This window comes from Phyllobacterium phragmitis, from assembly GCF_002980495.1.
In the GTDB taxonomy this organism is placed as follows: Bacteria; Pseudomonadota; Alphaproteobacteria; order Rhizobiales; family Rhizobiaceae; genus Paramesorhizobium; species Paramesorhizobium phragmitis.
The window spans coordinates 50,116-66,681 of the sequence record NZ_PVBR01000008.1 but is presented as its reverse complement, the minus strand read 5'-3'; the positions used below and the strand labels follow the sequence as shown (position 1 = coordinate 66,681).

The 16,566-nt window shown below is 63.6% G+C and carries 13 protein-coding genes and 2 pseudogenes; 3 read left to right on the top strand and 12 right to left on the bottom strand.

The genetic code is table 11. The features are described from left to right. Positions 1 to 103: 103 nt before the first annotated feature. The 7 genes and pseudogenes from C5748_RS12600 to C5748_RS12570 form a co-directional block, all read right to left on the bottom strand. Complete coding sequence (locus tag C5748_RS12600; protein ID WP_105742455.1) at positions 104 to 1,135, bottom strand: DUF7146 domain-containing protein; 1,032 nt, start codon at positions 1,133 to 1,135, stop codon at positions 104 to 106. Continuing rightward, positions 1,135 to 5,478: a strawberry notch-like NTP hydrolase domain-containing protein gene (locus C5748_RS12595; protein ID WP_425350249.1), complete on the bottom strand. Its 4,344-nt coding sequence runs from the start codon at positions 5,476 to 5,478 to the stop codon at positions 1,135 to 1,137. The genes C5748_RS12600 and C5748_RS12595 overlap by 1 nt, the downstream gene beginning before the upstream one ends. Before the next feature lie 165 nt (positions 5,479 to 5,643). Further along, positions 5,644 to 6,066: an antirestriction protein gene (locus C5748_RS12590; protein ID WP_105742285.1), complete on the bottom strand. Its 423-nt coding sequence runs from the start codon at positions 6,064 to 6,066 to the stop codon at positions 5,644 to 5,646. Between the two features lie 251 nt (positions 6,067 to 6,317). Next, on the bottom strand, positions 6,318 to 8,462 hold the full coding sequence (locus tag C5748_RS12585) for a ParB/RepB/Spo0J family partition protein (protein ID WP_105742284.1): 2,145 nt from the start codon (positions 8,460 to 8,462) through the stop codon (positions 6,318 to 6,320). 131 nt (positions 8,463 to 8,593) lie between these two features. Further along, the gene (locus C5748_RS12580; protein ID WP_105742283.1) at positions 8,594 to 8,935 is read right to left on the bottom strand and encodes a hypothetical protein; all 342 of its coding nucleotides are present in this window, start codon (positions 8,933 to 8,935) and stop codon (positions 8,594 to 8,596) included. A 77-nt stretch (positions 8,936 to 9,012) separates the two neighbouring features. Beyond that, positions 9,013 to 9,383, bottom strand: a pseudogene (locus C5748_RS12575) (DUF2958 domain-containing protein). Next, the gene (locus C5748_RS12570; protein WP_105742282.1) at positions 9,380 to 10,351 is read right to left on the bottom strand and encodes an ArdC family protein; all 972 of its coding nucleotides are present in this window, start codon (positions 10,349 to 10,351) and stop codon (positions 9,380 to 9,382) included. Before C5748_RS12570 ends, C5748_RS12575 begins: the two are co-directional and overlap by 4 nt. A gap of 200 nt (positions 10,352 to 10,551) precedes the next feature. On the opposite strand from C5748_RS12570, the gene C5748_RS12565 reads away from it, so the two are divergent. From C5748_RS12565 to C5748_RS12550, 3 genes are all read left to right on the top strand, one after another. Then, positions 10,552 to 10,818, top strand: coding sequence for a type II toxin-antitoxin system TacA family antitoxin (locus C5748_RS12565; protein ID WP_105742281.1), 267 nt, complete (start codon positions 10,552 to 10,554; stop codon positions 10,816 to 10,818). Then, positions 10,806 to 11,321, top strand: coding sequence for a GNAT family N-acetyltransferase (locus C5748_RS12560; RefSeq protein WP_105742280.1), 516 nt, complete (start codon positions 10,806 to 10,808; stop codon positions 11,319 to 11,321). Before C5748_RS12565 ends, C5748_RS12560 begins: the two co-directional genes overlap by 13 nt. Positions 11,322 to 11,779: 458 nt before the next feature. Next, entirely contained in the window at positions 11,780 to 13,591 is a 1,812-nt protein-coding gene (locus C5748_RS12550) for a recombinase family protein (RefSeq protein WP_105742278.1), read from the top strand. Positions 13,592 to 14,080: 489 nt separating this feature from the next. On the opposite strand, the pseudogene C5748_RS28865 reads toward C5748_RS12550, so the two are convergent. The 5 genes and pseudogenes from C5748_RS28865 to C5748_RS12525 all read right to left on the bottom strand — a co-directional run. After that, a pseudogene (locus tag C5748_RS28865) lies at positions 14,081 to 15,133 on the bottom strand (recombinase family protein); the annotation flags it as partial. A gap of 251 nt (positions 15,134 to 15,384) precedes the next feature. Next, on the bottom strand, positions 15,385 to 15,639 hold the full coding sequence (locus C5748_RS12540; RefSeq protein ID WP_105742277.1) for a toxin-antitoxin system HicB family antitoxin: 255 nt from the start codon (positions 15,637 to 15,639) through the stop codon (positions 15,385 to 15,387). After that, positions 15,636 to 16,115, bottom strand: coding sequence for a putative toxin-antitoxin system toxin component, PIN family (locus C5748_RS12535; RefSeq protein WP_245429062.1), 480 nt, complete (start codon positions 16,113 to 16,115; stop codon positions 15,636 to 15,638). The genes C5748_RS12540 and C5748_RS12535 overlap by 4 nt, the downstream gene beginning before the upstream one ends. Next, a complete protein-coding gene (locus C5748_RS12530; RefSeq protein ID WP_105742276.1) occupies positions 16,112 to 16,351 on the bottom strand; it encodes a hypothetical protein in 240 nt (79 codons plus the stop codon). Before C5748_RS12530 ends, C5748_RS12535 begins: the two co-directional genes overlap by 4 nt. Further along, positions 16,341 to 16,556, bottom strand: coding sequence for a helix-turn-helix transcriptional regulator (locus C5748_RS12525; RefSeq protein WP_105742275.1), 216 nt, complete (start codon positions 16,554 to 16,556; stop codon positions 16,341 to 16,343). Before C5748_RS12525 ends, C5748_RS12530 begins: the two co-directional genes overlap by 11 nt. Positions 16,557 to 16,566 lie beyond the last annotated feature (10 nt).

The following is a 16,566-nucleotide window of genomic DNA, read 5'->3' as shown; positions in this document are numbered from 1 at the left end:
CGCCCTCTCAAGAAGGCCGGGCCGCGATCTCAGCCGACGTTCGGCCGGCCACGCGGAATCGAACAGGACGGCAGTGGACACCGCGGCTCGATCCCGATCCCGCCTATGCCGCCAGCGCCATGAAGCGATTGGCGTCCTCCGGGACGAGGTGCGGCACGATCACCGCCCGAAGCGCGTCGATGCCGTGGAGCCGCAGATCATCGTTGAAGTCCTCCAGCCATGGCGACAGCACGATTACCTCGATGCCGGCGCTCGTGGCTCGCTCGACGAGCCGGTCTCGCGCGCCGTCGCCGGCGGGATCTCGATCGCGCAGGACGTAGAACCGGCGCAGCGTCGCCGGGAACAGGACGGCCGCGAGATGGGCTGCCGAGGTTGCCGCCAGCATCGGCATGTGGGCGAGAGCCGAGCGTACGGACAGCACCGTCTCGATGCCTTCGCCGGCCGCGAGCACATCGGTTATCAGACCGAAACGGACGCCATGCCCGAGAATGTTGCCCATTGCACGTCGCGGCGTGTCGATTGGGGCCTTGCTTCTGCCATCCGGCTCCAGCCATGTGCGATGCGCGCCGGTGACGCGGCCGCTGAGATCGGTGACGGCGGCGATCATCGCCGGCCAGGTCTCGGTGGTGGAAAGCTCGTCCGGCCGATGATAGCAGCTCGGATGGAAGCGCAGGCTGGCGGTGCCGGAAAGATTCGTGATGCCGCGCCCGCGCAGGTACGTTTCGGCGAGCGTGCCGTGGATCGGCTGCGACATGACGAAGAGCCGCCGTGCCGCTTCGGGGGAGCCGGATGGAGCCGGTTCCCGCCGACGCTCCGGCTTCGGATGCGGAAGCCTGAGGAAGCTGCGTGCTTCCTCAGCCACGTCCTTGAAGTCGACAAGGCCCAGCGTTTCGCGGATGACGTCGAGCAGGTCGCCGTATTCGCCCGTTGCGGCATCGGTCCAGCGACCGCAAGCGCCCCGACCGGTCTCCGGGCCGACAAGGCGGACGAACATGGAACGACCTGGCGTGTTGCGGACATCTCCGACCAGCCAATAGCGGCCCTGCCTCCGGCCGTTAGAGAGATAGTATCGGCACACCGCCTCGGCCTGCCGGCAGAGACGAATCGCCAGTTCGGTGGCGTCGTGACGGGACATCACGCCGCCTCGCGCTCGCCGATGCGCTGGACCGGCCAGCATTCAAGAATCTTCGCAAGAACCTCCGGTCCCTTGGCGTCGGCAGGCACGAACATGCGCAGCTTCCAGGAAATGATCTCGTGGAAGAGGCCATAGGCCGTCAGGCGCTCGCGCATCGTGTCTGTAAAGCCGGACAGTTCGATGCGATTGGCGCCCATGACGCGGCTGCGCCGAAGCTGGAGCCCCTCGGTGAGGTCGAGGACGGTGCGGCCTTCCATCAGCGCTGCAAAGGCGTCGTCCGGCGTCAGCGAACTCGTGCCGGTCGCGGTGGCCTCGGCCACCCAGGCGGGAGAGACACGGCGGCCGATGATGCGCTCGCCGTCATCCGTCTGGAGCCGATAGACGCGTGTCGACTCCTTCGGCAGCCGCTTCCAGATCGGCAGCAACAGCCCGGAGACCATGTGCAGCGTGGAATCCGAGAACTCCGGCACCTGCGCGAGCTCGTCATTCCATGCCTCGGCAAAGCTGCCGCGGTCGGCTTCGACCCAATGGCTCTCGGCCATCACCTTCACCGGCATGTTGTGCGCCTCCATCGGCCGGATGAGCCGGATACGGCGTTCGATCTCCCCATCGTCGAGCATGACGCTTGACGCTGGGACCTGCACGGCGGCACGGCCGGAGCGCTCATTGACGAGCAGCTTCGCCCGTCCGTCGGAGAGATGGGCGAACGCATCGCCGAGCGTGACGGGGCGGTTGCGCTGGCGCTGGGTGATCGTGAGCAACCGGGTTTCCGCGCCGGTGCCCGGATGGGTGTAGATCACCTGCCGGTCGGTAACGACAAAGCTCTCGGCGCGCAGCGTCTCCAGGCCCATGTCGTAGCTGCCCGCCGCGATGGCGCCCTCGATGCGGGCGTTCAGCAACTGCTCGAAGGCGGTGAAGATGATGCCCTGAAGCTCGATGGTGAGCGCCAGCAGACGGTTGAGGAACGTCGTGATCGGCGGCAGCTCGTCCTTGATGCCATTAGAGTCCATCAGCTTCAGGCCGGTCGCCGCCTCGAAGCGGTCGAGCGAGCAGCCTTCGAGTTTGCCGCGAACGATCAGCATGTAGAGCTGGCGCAGTGCATCGCGGGCATAATGGCTCTCCAGATTGTCCTCCGGCCGGAACAGGCCCTGACCACCGGTCTGGCGCTGGCCACGCGTGATCGCGCCCAGCGTGTCGAGCCGGCGGGCGATGGTTGACAGGAAGCGCTTTTCGGCCTTGACGTTGGTGGCGATCGGCCGGAACAACGGTGGTTGGGCCTGGTTGGTGCGGTGCGTGCGGCCGAGCCCCTGGATGGCGGCATCGGCCTTCCAGCCCGGTTCGAGCAGATAGTGGATGCGCAGCCGCGTGTTCTTCGCCGATAACTCGGCATGGTAGCTGCGTCCGGTGCCGCCGGCGTCCGAGAAGACCAGAATGCGCTTCTGATCGTCCATGAAGGATGCGGTCTCGGCGAGATTGGCTGAGCCGGCGCGGTTCTCGACCATAAGGCGATCGATGCCGCCGGGGCTAGTCTTGCGCACGATCCGCCGGGACCGGCCCGTCACTTCCGCCACCATGTCGGTGCCAAAATGCTGGACGATCTGGTCGAGCGCGCCGGGGACCGGTGGCAGGCTGGCGAGCTTTTCGATCAGCGCGTCGCGCCGGGCGACGGCCTCGCGGCTTTCGACCGGCTGGCCGTCGCGCGTGACTGGCCGCGACGACAGATTGCCCTCCGAGTCAGTGAACGGCTCATAGAGCTGCACCGGAAAGGAATGTTGCAAATATGTGAGTACGTACTCGCGAGGAGAGAGGTCGATCCTCAGATCGTTCCATTCCTCGGTGGGAATCTCGGCAAGGCGGCGCTCGGTGAGCGCTTCGCCGGTCGAGACGATCTGTACGACGGCGGCATGGCCTGCCTCCAGATCGCGGGTGATCGAGCGCAGCAGAGTTGGCGTCTTCATCGAGGTCAGCAGATGACCGAAGAAGCGCTGCTTGGTGCTCTCGAAGGCCGAGCGTGCGGCGGACTTGGCCTGCCGGTTCAACGTCCCGGACGAGCCGGTGATGTTGGCCGCCTCCATGGCCGCGTCGAGATTGTTGTGGATGACGGCGAAAGCGCCGGCATAGGCGTCGTAGATGCGCGTCTGCTCGGGCGTCAGTTCATGCTCGACCAGTTCGTATTCGACACCGTCAAAGGAGAGTGAGCGGGCGGTGTAAAGACCGAGCGCGCGCAGGTCACGGGCCAGCACCTCCATTGCCGCGACGCCGCCGGCTTCGATCGCCTCCACGAATTCCGCTCTCGTGCTGAACGGAAAATCCTCGCCGCCCCACAGGCCAAGCCGCTGCGCATAGGCGAGATTATGGACATTGGTTGCGCCTGTGGCCGAGACATAGACGACGCGGGCATCGGGGAGCGCATGCTGAAGGCGCAGGCCGGCCCGGCCCTGTTGCGAGGGCGCGGTGTCGCCGCGCTCGCCTTTGGTGCCGACCGCGTTCTGTAACGCATGGCATTCGTCGAAAATGATGACGCTGTCGAAGTCGGCGCCAAGCCAATCGACGATCTGCTTGACGCGGGACGCCTTCCCGCCGCGCTCGTCCGTGCGAAGCGTGGCGTAGGTCGTGAACAGGATGCCCTCGGACAGCGTGATCGGCTTGCCCTGGGGGAAACGCGACTGCGGCGTAATCAGCAGACGCTCCATGCCGAGCGCTGACCAGTCCCGCTGCGCGTCCTCGAGAAGTTTGTCCGACTTGGAGATCCATAGCGCTTTGCGGCGTCCCCGCATCCAGTTGTCCAGGATGATACTCGCGGATTCGCGGCCCTTGCCGACGCCGGTGCCGTCGCCGATCATGAAACCGCGGCGGAAGCGCACGACATCCGTTGCATCGTCTGGAGCGGCCTTCACGACGTCGAAGGTCTCGTCGACCGTCCACGATCCGGCGAGACGATCGGAATGGGCTTCGCCGGCATAGATCAGAGTTTCGAGTTGGGCGTCGGACAACAGGCCGTCCGAGACGAGATTGGCCGGCAGGCGCGGCCGGTAGCTCGGCTTCGGCGGCGCGACGGAGGCCATCGCCGCAGACTGCACCAGCTTGGTCGGATGAGGCTGCGCATCGGGAATGCGGATCGACTGAAGCGCGTATTCCTCATAGATGGCGTCCGTGATGCGGCCGGCATCCGCCTCCCGCCGCTCGGCGGTCTCATAAGCGAGATCAACGCCCTCCAGCTCGGCCAGAGGTTTTCTGGGCGCGGCCTTGACGGCACGGGCGATGTACCCGCGCACGGTGCGCGGCGCAGGCGTAGCGGCGACCGGAACAGCCATGGCGGGATCGATCGGCAAACGGGCCGGCACATGCTCGGCTACCCAGCCCATCAGCGCCGCCGCGTCCGGCGCGACACCGGGAGCGGCCGGGAACACGGATGGGTCATCGGCGGGCAGCTTATCGACGACGGTAAGCCGCGTCGCAAACGTCGTGCCATGCTTCGCATAGACGGAGCCATCGATAGCCGCAGAAAACACGACACGGCCGCGCTCCTGAAGGCGAGCATAGGCGGAGGCCCAGGCCGGTGCGTCGGGCGCGAAGTTGGCACCGGTGATGGTAACGAGCCGCCCGCCCGGAGCCAGGCGCGCCAGCGCCGAGGCGACATGGCGGAATGCCGCGCCGGCCATGCGCGTCTCGACATTGGCCATGGCGGAGAATGGCGGGTTCATCAGCACCACGGTCGGAACAAGGCTTGGGTCAAGATGATCGTCGATCTGGGCCGCGTCGAAGCGCGTGACGGCAAGGGCCGGAAAGAGGAACGAAAGAAGACCGGCACGCGTCTCGGCCAGTTCGTTGAGAACGAGCGTACCGCCGGAGATCTCGGCGAGGATGGCGAGCAGACCGGTGCCGGCCGACGGCTCCAGCACGCGGTCGACCGGAGTAATGGCTGCGGCGGTCGCCGCGACCAAGCCAAGCGGGATTGGGGTGGAAAACTGCTGGAAGGACTGCGCTTCTTCGGAACGGCGCGTGTGCGTGGGCAGCAGATCAGCGATCTTCTCCAGCATGGAAAGCGCGGCGGCCGGCGAGCCAGCCTTGCGGAAAAGCGCCCTGCCGTACCTGCGCAGGAACAGCACTGTCGCCGCCTCGCAGGCTTCGTAGGCGGTCTTCCAGGTCCAGACGCCCGACGCATCGGAGGCGCCGAAGGCGGTCTCCATCGCGTGACGTAGCGTCGGAGCGTCGGTGCGCTGGCCGCGCTCGAGATGAGGGAGAAGGAGTTGCGCCGCCGCGAGGATGGCGCCGGCGGTGTCGGCTTCCGAGCTGAGCGGGATCCGCGCGTCCGTATCGCCAGTCACGGTGGCGGGCATCATGTTCATCGGGGAACCTCCAGGAGAGCTGAAACAGGACGAGCCGCGCAGCGCTCTCTCTCGACCGCACCGGCTCAAACCCGTTCCGGCCTTCCTCTGCCTCTCAAGAGGCGGCCGTGGCCGGCATGAAAGAAGCGCTCCGCCGATCGGCGGAGCGCATTTTTCGGTTCAGTCGATGGCCTGGAATATCTCGGATGCCTCCGGATGGCCGGCCAAGCAGGCGTGAAGCCGGTCGTAGCCCTCCGCAAGAAGGTCGGATTCGTATCGGAAGGAGAGATGCGAGAAGGTGAACAGGGTGGCTATGATCCCTGCGGCTTCTGCCGAAACCTCGCCGCGATATTCCGTGATGTCGCTCTCGATTCGGAAGCGCGGCCGGGAGGTCGGCGCGAGGAACAGGGGCTTGCCATCGCGCTCGTAGAAATTCCAGAAGCCGCCGCCATAATCGCGCGGGCTGAGCCGCTCCATGAATGTATAGACCGCGTTTTCGGCGACGATCAGCAGCGGAAGCCCGAACAGGGTCGGCAAGAACATCTCACGGCGGTCTTCCGGAACCAGGGTTGCAATTTGGGGTGTGGTCACTTCGGTCGTCATGGCCTGTTTCTCCGGAGAGCGTGGAAAGGACAGATCCGGACGGCGCTCTCTCAACCCATCCGAACCCGTCCCGGCCACACTGCCCTCTTGCTCTCAGACCGTCCAAAGGCCATCCGCGATTTCGCGCGCGACGAAGGCCCGCGCCTTCATCATCACGTCGTTACACTCCAGAAACGAAAAAGGCCCGGCGTATGCCGGGCCTTGAGGTGGAGGGATGGAATAAACGGAGCGGCCGAAGCCGCCCCTGGCAGCTATTCTGCGGCGAACACCTGCGCCGGTTCGTCAGCATCCGCATCGGCATCGGCCGATGCGCCGCCATCACCGTCGAGAAAGGCCGGCAACGCCTCGGCGTCTCCTTCCGATTCGACAGCTGTCTCCGGTTCGACATCAATGTTCCGCAGCGGCTCGGGAAGCCAGCCGCTGTCGGCCAGGAGCCGCTCGGCTTCTTTCGCCATGTCGGCCTTCTTGAGATGGTCGATGAGCTGGGCCTTATCCTCGCCGAGCGCTTCACGCACGGCCTCCAGGATACGCGCCTTGGTCACGCGGCCGAGATAGTTCTCGACCGTCGGACGGAAACCAGCTTCCACCATGTCGAGCCCGGTGGCATGGGTCAGGCGGTGGGCTTCTGCCATGCGCCGGTCAAGCCCATGCTGCGAGACGCCGGTGGCGCTGTAGGGATTGGGCCGCTCGTAGAGCGCGTTGATCCCGTAGCTGACGCAGTGGGCGAGCAACGCCAGGCGGCTGGCATTGTCCAGAGAGATCAGCCACGCCCAGAGCGCGTCGTCGTCGGCCGGCAGTTCTGCCTTCCAGTCCTCGTGCCGCTGGGCGACCGACTTCGCGTAGGGGCTGTCGGCGAGGTCCTTGCCCTGCTCGCGGAAGAAGACGTGCCGGACCGAAGCTTCAAGGCTCCCGCCATGTGCCCCTGTCCGCTGGAAAGTGTCACGTACCAGCTTGTGCAGGAGCGCAGTTATCGCGACATGGGGATTGCTGCCCAGAGCATCGCGCAGCGCCAGCGTGCGGTGGGCAGTGAGCTCGGTCACCAGCCGGTCTGGCAGCGGCTTGACGACATCGCTGTCGTCGTCTTCCTCCGCATCGGTGGACTGGCCGCCGATGGTGATGACGGCGCGCTGGACCGGGTGCTCCTTGCTGCGCTCGGCTTCGCTGCCAGGCTCGGACTGCGATCCCTCGCCCTCGACGTCAGGCCGCGACTCATCCTCAGGCCAGACATAGCCGCGATCGACGACGAGCTTGCCATCGCGGTCGACGCTGACGAAAACGCCCGCGCGGGTGTTGTCCTCAGGATCGTAAATGACCGGACGCTGCTCGAAGGCTTCCAGAGCAGCCTCGATCTCGCCGAGCCGCTGGTCGACCTCGTGGGGGAGTTCCTCGGCTTCGGCATACTCGGCCTCAAGCCGCTCGTATTCCTCGCGCAGGGCTTCACGTTCCGCGCGCTCCTCGTCGCTCAGATCGACAGAGGTGCCGGTCAGTGCCCGCAGGTCATGGTTGTAGCCATAAGGCAGATCGAGATCGACCGTAACCCACTTCCAGCCCTCATTGGCGATCTCGTCGGCCACCGTCTTGAGCTTCTCGGAGACGAGCTTGTCGAGAAGCGGCACGTCCTCGAGCCAGCCGCCGTCGTCGGCCTTGAACAGATCCCGCAGTACGGTGCCGCCGGCCGCGACATAGGCATCGACACCGACAAAGAGCGCCCGCCTGTCGGAAGCGAGAACCGTGGTTTCCGTCAGCATCTGGCGGATATGCCAGGGCTGGCGGTTCCACGAATGCTGGATCGCTTCCCAGACCTGCTCCTGGCGGGCATGATCGGGATTGACGGTGAAGGCCATCAGCATCTCCAGCGTCATGCCATCTTCGGCGTAGATCTCGAGCAGTGCGGGCGAGACGGCGGCGAGGCGCAGTCGCTGATGCACGACTTGGGCGGTGGTGAAGAAGGCAACGGCGATTTCCTCATCGCTCATGCCCTTGTCGCGCATGTCCTTGAAGGCCCGGAACTGATCGAGCGGATGCAGCGCGACGCGATGGACGTTCTCGGCAAGCGAATCGTCCTCGGCAAGGATCTTGGTCGACGGATCGCGCACGATGCAAGGCACGAGGCCGTCCTTCGGAAAGCGCTTGGCTCTCACGAGGCGCTCGATGGCGCGATAGCGCCGCCCGCCCGCCGGCACCTCGAACATGCCGGTCTCGTTGCCGTCGTCATCGAGGATCGGCCGGACGTTGAGTCCCTGCACGAGGTCCTGGCGGCGGGCGATGTCGTCGGCCAGTTCCTCAACATCGGTGTCTGGCCTGACGCGGCGGACATTCGACTCGCTCAGCACGAGCTTGTTGAAGGGGATGTCTCGCGAGCGCGAGAAGACGATCTTCTTGGCAGCCTTGGCCATGGTCGGATACTCCGCGACGGGCGGCAGAGAGCCTCTCTCTCAGCCTCCCAACCCGTCGACCGAACCGGTCGCTCCTCTCGCTCTCTGATCCGTCGGCCACAAGTACCAGCGCCGGCAGGTCAGCATTCCCGTCACCAGTCCAGGAACGGTGGCCGCTCCATGTTGACGCCGTATTTGCGGCGTAGCGCCTCGATGGCCGCGTCCTGCCGGTCGATCTTGCGCCGCAAGCGGTCGAGGTCCGGACCGGATATCTCCAGCAGGTCATCGAGAATGCGCTGGTATTCCGCTTCGTCGGCGCCTGTCCATCGGCTCATCCGGCGATGATAGTGTCTCGCCTTCGGGCGTCGGCTGATTGTCTCGGCCTCGGCCCTAACGGCCAGAACGCGCTCGGCCTGGCTGAGATTGTGGCGGGTTTCGGCAAGGCGCGACTCCATGCGCGCCAGCATCGCGCGCAACTGCACACGGTTCATCATGACAGGATTCCCTTGTTCAGGAAATGCCGGCGGAGGCGGTCCTTCTGCGACCGCCTTCAGGCGCTGGCATCAGCGCGCTACCGACTCTGCGGCCAAGATCGGGCGGCGCGATAGAGCGCGCGTTCCGCAGCCCGGATGCTGCCGGCCTGGCGGGCAGCTTCCGCCCACGCCGAGAGCGGAAAGTTCCGGTGAACAGGATGTCGCGCTCGATTTCCATCGCGAATGGAAGCCGTAGCGAGGACAACTCGCTGAGCGAGAAGTGGCCGCGCTCCGGCTCGCAGATTTCGGCGAGGCCGTACAGGGTCTCGCCATCGGCGTCCAGTTCGGTGGCGAGCCACACACCCGCACCAAAGGGGTTGAAGAACTTCACCACGGGCACGCGATCAGCGCCGCGTTGACGGCCATTGGCGAGCAGGCGCTCGCGAAGATCATCGGTCAGGAGGATCATGCCGCGGCCCTCCTGTCGATGCTCGTCTTGGCCTCGATGGCGTCGACAGAGGACTGATCGTCCGGCAGGAAGGAAAGAATCCAGTCGGCGGCCTTGCTGGCCTGGGAGGCCGCGCGGAAGATGACGCGGGAATCCTCGCGCATCGTGTCGATCCACGCGCCGATATAATCGCTGTGCCTCACAGTAGGGACGATCCCCATCGCCGCGCAGCAAAAGGCGCTCGAAATTTCGGCGATGCATTCCTCGAAAAAATAAGGCTTGGAGCCAAACGAGCCGGTAAGGTCCCGGTTGAGGCGGCTGTGATGACCGCTGGCGTGGGAGATCTCGTGCAAGGCCGTTCTGTGCCAGTTGATGGGCTCGAAGAAGGCGGCGGGCGGAGGGACCTGCACATAGTCGAGCGACGGCACGTAGAAGGCCTTGTTGCCGCCGATGCGGAAATCGATGCCGGTCGCCTTGATGAGCGCCTCGACCTTCGGCTCGATCTGGCCGGGGGGCGGAGGCGGCGCCACCGCAACCATCTCCTCGGGCATGTTCTCGCATTGCGAGAGGTTGAAGACGGTGAACCGCTTCAGGAACGGAATCGCCTGGGGCTCTTCGCCGGTCTCGCGAGCACGCTTCTTCTCGTCCTCCGGCGTGAAGCGGTCGGCATAGACGACGGTGGTGCCGCGCTCGCCTTTGCGCACATTGCCCCCAAGCGACAGGGCCTGACGGAACGTGAGCCAACCCTGGCTTGGAAAACCGTGCTGGATGACGGCGCCCCAGAGGATGAGCACATTGATACCGGAGTAATTGCGGCTCGTAGCCGCATTCTGTGGCAGGCCGAGCGGTGCCTTGGCAGCGGCGGTGCCCCAGGGCTGAACCCAGGGAACGCGGCCGGCCTCCAGCTCGGCGATGATCTTGTTGGTGATGTCGTCATAAATGCTCGTCCGCTTGGAGCTGGGACGAGCGTTGCGATGATGTTTGGCCATCGGGATTGTCTCCACGACGGGCCTTGGAAGCCTCTCTCCCAATCCCAACCCGTCGCGGCAAACCGCACCGACCTCTTCCTCTCAGTCGTGGGATCGGCGAGCGGCTTGATTCTTCCCCGCATTCGAATTGTCAGCAGAAATGTCTGGCCCTAGAGCGGAAATGTATGCTATCGTCCTACAATCAATGAAGGAACGTCGCCATGGCAAATCTTGCTCCTGTGAGCGTCCGGGTATCGTCGAAAGAACGTGAATTGCTCGAAGCAGCAGCCGAGCAGTCCCGCACCAATCTGAGTGACTTCATCCGCCGCAAGGCGGTGGAAGCCGCTGAAATGGAACTGCTCCATCAGAATCGCATCGTCATCCCTGCCGTCGATTGGGAAAAATTCGAGGCGTGGGTGAATAGTCCGCCGAAGGATGTTCCCGGCCTGCGCGACCTTGCAAAGACCCGTCCGGCATGGCGCGACTGAGTCCACCGCGCCAGCTCATCGAGGAAGACAATCGACAGGCCTTCGATTGTGGCCGGGATTCAATGAACGAATGGTTCCGCCGGCACGCTTGGCGCAACCAGCAACTCGGCGTTTCCCGGAGCACAGTCATCTGCGATGCGCAGACAGGCGAGATTGCCGGATACGTCACACTGGCCATGGGGCATATCGAAAGGGAGTATTTGCCGAAGGCATCGCAGCGCAACAGACCGGAGAACATCCCGATCTTTCTCCTTGGGCAGCTTGCGGTTGATCGTCGCTTTCAGAAGACGGGCGTTGCCCGGTCGCTGCTGTTCTACGCTCTGAAGACCTCCGTCCGGGTGGCGAAGGAGGTCGGCTGCGTCGGTGTGCTCACGCATCCACTCGATGATGAAGTGCGCGCCTTCTATCGACGTTTCGGTTTTGAAGATCTGCCTTACGATCGTCGACGCAGCATGATGGTCAGGATCAAGGATTTGGAGCGCAACGGCTTCGGTGAGGACTGAATAATGATCCGAGTTGTTCCAGAGATATCGGCGACGAATGGACTGAGCCTCCGCGAAATTCCAGTATTTTTACGACGGCATTCGCTTTTCCCGCCGCATAGTCTACGCTTGACTACGAGGCGAGACACCAGAGGACGACGCCCTACGCTGAAGGTCGCTGACATGCCCGCGATTTCGCATTCAAATCCGCCGACTTCCGGCCCAGTCTTTGCCCGGAGCGGAATGGTCCGCCCGAAGGCAAGGACGTCGTTGTGGCAAGGCCGAGAAGGACAACAACCGAAAGGGTACGGGTGGTTCTCGAACCATCCCTGCGCTCCCCGGCCTATGATCCGGCCAAGCCCGACTCTCGTCTCGTCGAATTCGTCCGTATGCTTGCGCGACAGGCCGCAAAGGAATTCGTCGAAGCTGAAGGGAAGCGCAAAGCCGGCGACCGCCTTCCGGAATAGGGAGGTCGTTTCATGAAGGTTGCGCTCTACGCCCGTTACTCCTCCGACAATCAGCGCGACGCTTCCATCGAAGACCAACTTCGCATTTGCCGCGCTCGTGCCGAGCGCGAAGGCTGGCAGGTCGTTGACAGCTATATAGACCGTGCCATCTCAGGCGCATCCCTGATCCGGCCCGGCATCCAGAAGCTGATCGCTGATGGGTTCAAGCGCCGGTTTGACGTCATCCTGACGGAATCGCTAGACCGACTGTCGCGCGATCAGGAGGACATCGCTGGTTTTTACAAGCGCATGCGCTTCGCCGGCGTCACCATCGTCACAATGTCGGAAGGCGAAGTCAGCGAATTGCATATCGGCCTCAAGGGGACGATGGGCGCGCTCTATCTGAAGGACCTGGCCGACAAGACGCGCCGTGGCCTGCGCGGCCGCGTCGAGGAAGGCAAGTCCGGGGGCGGACTGTGTTTCGGCTATGATGTCGTCAAACAGTTCGACGTCAATGGCGAGGCGATCCGCGGCGATCGAACCATCAATGAAGCGGAAGCTGTTGTCGTGCGCCGCATCTTTGCCGACTACCTCGCCGGCAAGTCCTCACGCACGATCGCCATGACGCTCAACCGTGAGGGCGTTGCCGGTCCGCAGGGCAAGGCATGGGGACCAACCACCATTCATGGCAATCCGAAGCGCGGCGTCGGCATTCTCAACAACGAACTCTATGTCGGCAAGCTGGTCTGGAATCGGCTGCGCTATCTGAAGGACCCGGACACAGGCAAGCGCGTTTCGCGCCTCAACCCGGAGAGCGAATGGGTCATTCAGGACGTTCCGGAACTTCGCATCGTCGAACAGGCCGTGTGGGACGCGGCGAAGGCACGCCAGAAGGTACTCGCCTGTGAGCCTCAGTCCGAGCCCGGCGAGAACATGCTGAACGCACGACGGCGGCCGAAGCACCTGTTCACCGGCATGGTCAAATGCGGTTGCTGCGGCAGCGGCTACACCATGATCTCCAAGGATCTGCTCGGCTGCTTCGGCGCCCGCAACAAGGGCATCTGCAACAATCGGCTGAACATCCGTCGCGACGCGCTCGAGAAGTCAGTCCTCCAGGGCCTCCATACGCATCTGATGGAGCCCGGGCTGTTCAAGGAATTCTGCGCCGAGTTCACCCGTGAGGTGAACCGCCGGCGGATCGAGCGCCGCACAGATATGGATGCCGCCCAGCGAGAATTGGAAAAGACCGTGCGTGACTTGGACAAGGCCATTGACGCGATCCTTTCCGGTGTCCCACCCTTGCAGTTGAAGGAACGGATGGAGAAGCTGGAGGCCCGCAAGGCGGAACTGACGGAGATGTTGGCGAACGTCGATGAGCCGCCGCCTCTGCTGCACCCGAACATGGCCGAGATCTACCATCAGCGCATCTCTGCGCTGTACGGCGACCTTCAGAACGAAGAGACCACGGCCCTGGCGGCGCAGACCTTCCGTTCCCTCGTCGACCGGATTGATCTGGTTCCTGAAGGCAACGAGCTTCAAATTGTTCTGCGGGGCGATCTGGCGGCCATCTTGCGCTTTGCTGCGAACAAGAAAGACCCTGAGGCTCTTTCCGAGATCGGCGTCCTCGACGACCTCCTTCCGGGGTCGACCGCTCAGGGGCAGCGTCAAGTCCGGTCCCGTCGAACCGGTACAAACGAAAAAGGCGACCCGGTTGGATCGCCTTCTGTCATATCGCAGGAATCGTTGGTTGCGGGGGCAGGCTTCGACTGCTGGCATAAATCCGGCTGGCCTGCCGGTTTCTTCCGCCTTGGCAAAGTCGAGGATGCCGAACAACTCGCCGCGTAAGGTGGCGTGAACCTCACCGCGCTTGGCTCCAGGCGTGAGGATGATTTCACCGATAAGGGAACGAAGGGCTTCCGCTGCCTGCTTGCCGCCGTCCGGGTCATTGAGGGCTTCGGTCAAGCGTTCCACACGTAGGCGGTAGAGATTGGCGACATTCGGATGAATGTCCGGCACATCGGCGGGCGCTTCGGCCATGCGGGCGACAATCTCGGCCTTCTGCCGCTCAAGCTCATCCATGCGCGCTTTCATGCTCGGCTGATACATGCCGTCCTCGATAGCCGCGATAATGCCTGCGATGGCCTTTTCGATCTTGGCGAGCGCCTTCTGGTCCGTGGTAGTCTGCGCACGCCGGTCGCGGTTCAGCCGGTTCATTTCTTCCGCATAGGCTTTGACGGCCTCGGTAACCGCTTCCGAGGACACAAGTCGCTCTTTCAGGCCGGTCAGTACGCGCGCCTCGATCTTGTCGCGGGTGATGGACCGGCCATTGTCGCAGGTGCCGCGCCGATGATGGTTGAGGCAGGCATAACGGTTCGGCGTGATGATGCCGATCTTGCCCCCGCAGCAACCGCAGGTCAGAAGGCCGGAAAGAAGATGAACCGGGCGGTTCGCCAGATGCACGCGCTTCATCCGGCCTTCAAGCGTATTGGCCAGGTTCGGCCCGAAGATTTCCGATATCTGCTTCTGACGGGCGCGGACGGCGTTCCACAATTCATCGTCCACGATGCGCAGATGCGGAACCTCCCTCCTGATCCATTGGCTTTCCGGGTTGATCCGCGACACGCGCTTGCCGGTGGACGGGTCCTTGATAAACCGCAGGCGGTTCCACACAAGCACGCCAGCATAAAGCTCGTTGTTGACGATCCCGGTTCCCCGGCTGGCATGGCCCCGGATGCTGGTGTCGCCCCATGCACGGCCAAGCGGGCCGGGAACGCCCTCCCGGTTGAGGTCAACGGCAATCGCCTTCGGGCTTTTGCCGGAAGCGAATTCGCGGAAAATGCGGCGGATTACGTTCGCTTCCTCGGGAATGGCTTCCCGATCCCCCCGGATCGGCTCGTCGTTGGCATCGAACTTCTTCACGACCTTGTAGCCGTAGCACAAGCCACCACCCGCCTTGCCCTTCTCCACCCTGCCCCGAAGGCCGCGATGGGTCTTCATGGCAAGGTCTTTCAGGAACAGCGCGTTCATCGTGCCTTTCAGGCCGACATGAAGCTCGGAGATTTCGCCCTCGGCCAGCGTCACGATGCTGACGCCTGCGAACTTCAAGTGCTTGTAGAGCGTGGCAACGTCCGCCTGATCGCGGCTGATACGGTCCAGCGCTTCGGCCAGAAGGATATTGAACTCGCCGCGCTGCGCGTCCCGCACAAGCTGCTGGATGCCGGTGCGGAGAATGGTGCTCGACCCCGATATGGCTGCATCCTGGTAGCTGCCCATAACCTGCCAGCGTTCACGCGCTGCATATTCTTCGCAAAGCCGGAACTGGTCTTCAATCGATGCTTCCCGCTGGTTATCGGAGGAATAGCGGGCATAAAGGGCTGCACGGGTCATGGTCTGCTTCTCCTTCATTCGAACAATGCTCTGCGTCTGGGCGGTCTCGTTGCGGCTGGCGCTGCTCGCCAGCGCACGCCTCGCCTTTCCTGCCTCACAAGCCCCCGCCGGGACGGAGCCGACCGGTCAAGGCTGGCGCGGCACGCGCCACCGCGGAACGCGGCCTGGCCTTGAGGGGGCGGTTTCGTTCCGGCCCACTGCCAGCAGGCAAAAAGGCTTTCACCGCAGACGCATTCCGGCACTTCATTGCGTCACATACTGTCTTCCGGCAGCGGCGGCGCATCCGGTGCTTTGTCCAGCAAGCCTGTCAGAGCGCCGCGTTTCGTCGTGCCTGCGCGCGCTTTCAGGAATTCGCTGGCCGTCTCCACGGCCCCGATCTTCTGCGCGACCGCCGAGACGATCCACTGGTTGAGCGACACGCCGTCCTCCTGCGCCAGACGCGCCGCCGTCTCCTTGAGCGACTGCGGCAGTTGCAGCGGGTATTTGTAGCGTTGGGTCTGTGTCATGTGTTCAATCTCCTGACGATCTCTCCCGGTGTAACCACGGTCACGCCCAGCCTGAGCGCCGGACGGAAATCCTTCACGTTATGCGTGACGATGGCCTCGGCCTGCCCGTTCAAGGCAGCTTCCAGCACCATTTCGTCGGCGACATCAGACAGCATTGGCCGCGTCCGAAACGAAATATCAACGCCCTCGGCAATGGCGGCAAGCGCGCTCATCACCAAGGCTACATCGTCAAGACCATGCCCTGTCGCGTGCCGAGTTTCCGGTCGGCTCAACACGGCTTCATATTCCAGAAACAACGCTGTCGAACAAAGCGGCGTCACCACGCCACGATCCGCGAAACGCAGAAGCAAGTTGCTGGCGCCATTGCGACTGCGGAACCCTGCCACGATCACATTGGTATCTAGAACCAGTCTCATGGGAGACAATTTATAGACATCCCATAAGATGTCAATATTTTGGGTAATGGTTCCCCTCATTCATCATCCTCGGCGCTTTCTGAGTGGTCTGCGCTTCCGGCCCGATTATCGTTGGCGGCAGTAAGAGCGGCGAAGTCCTCCCGTGCCATCTGCCTGCCGATCAACCGGGCAATGGACAGCACAACCGCATCAAGCCGCTCGGAAGCCACGGCCTTCTCCCCGCTCTCCTGCCCATCGGGTGGACGGTTGTCATTCGTCGGGCTCTCTCTGCCATTGTGCTTTTCGTCACCGGCCATCGCTGCGCTCTCCCTCTGGTCGCCATGCGACAGGGTTAGCGATCCAGCGATTGATCTCGGATTCCCGCCATCCCGCTCCGTTGACGCTGATCTTGAGTTGGGTCGGGAATGTGCCTTCAGCGATCTTGCGATAGATGGTGGACCGGGACAGGCCGGTGCGGGCAAGGACGGTTTTGAGACGGATGATACGATCTGATGCGGGCATGGTGACGACG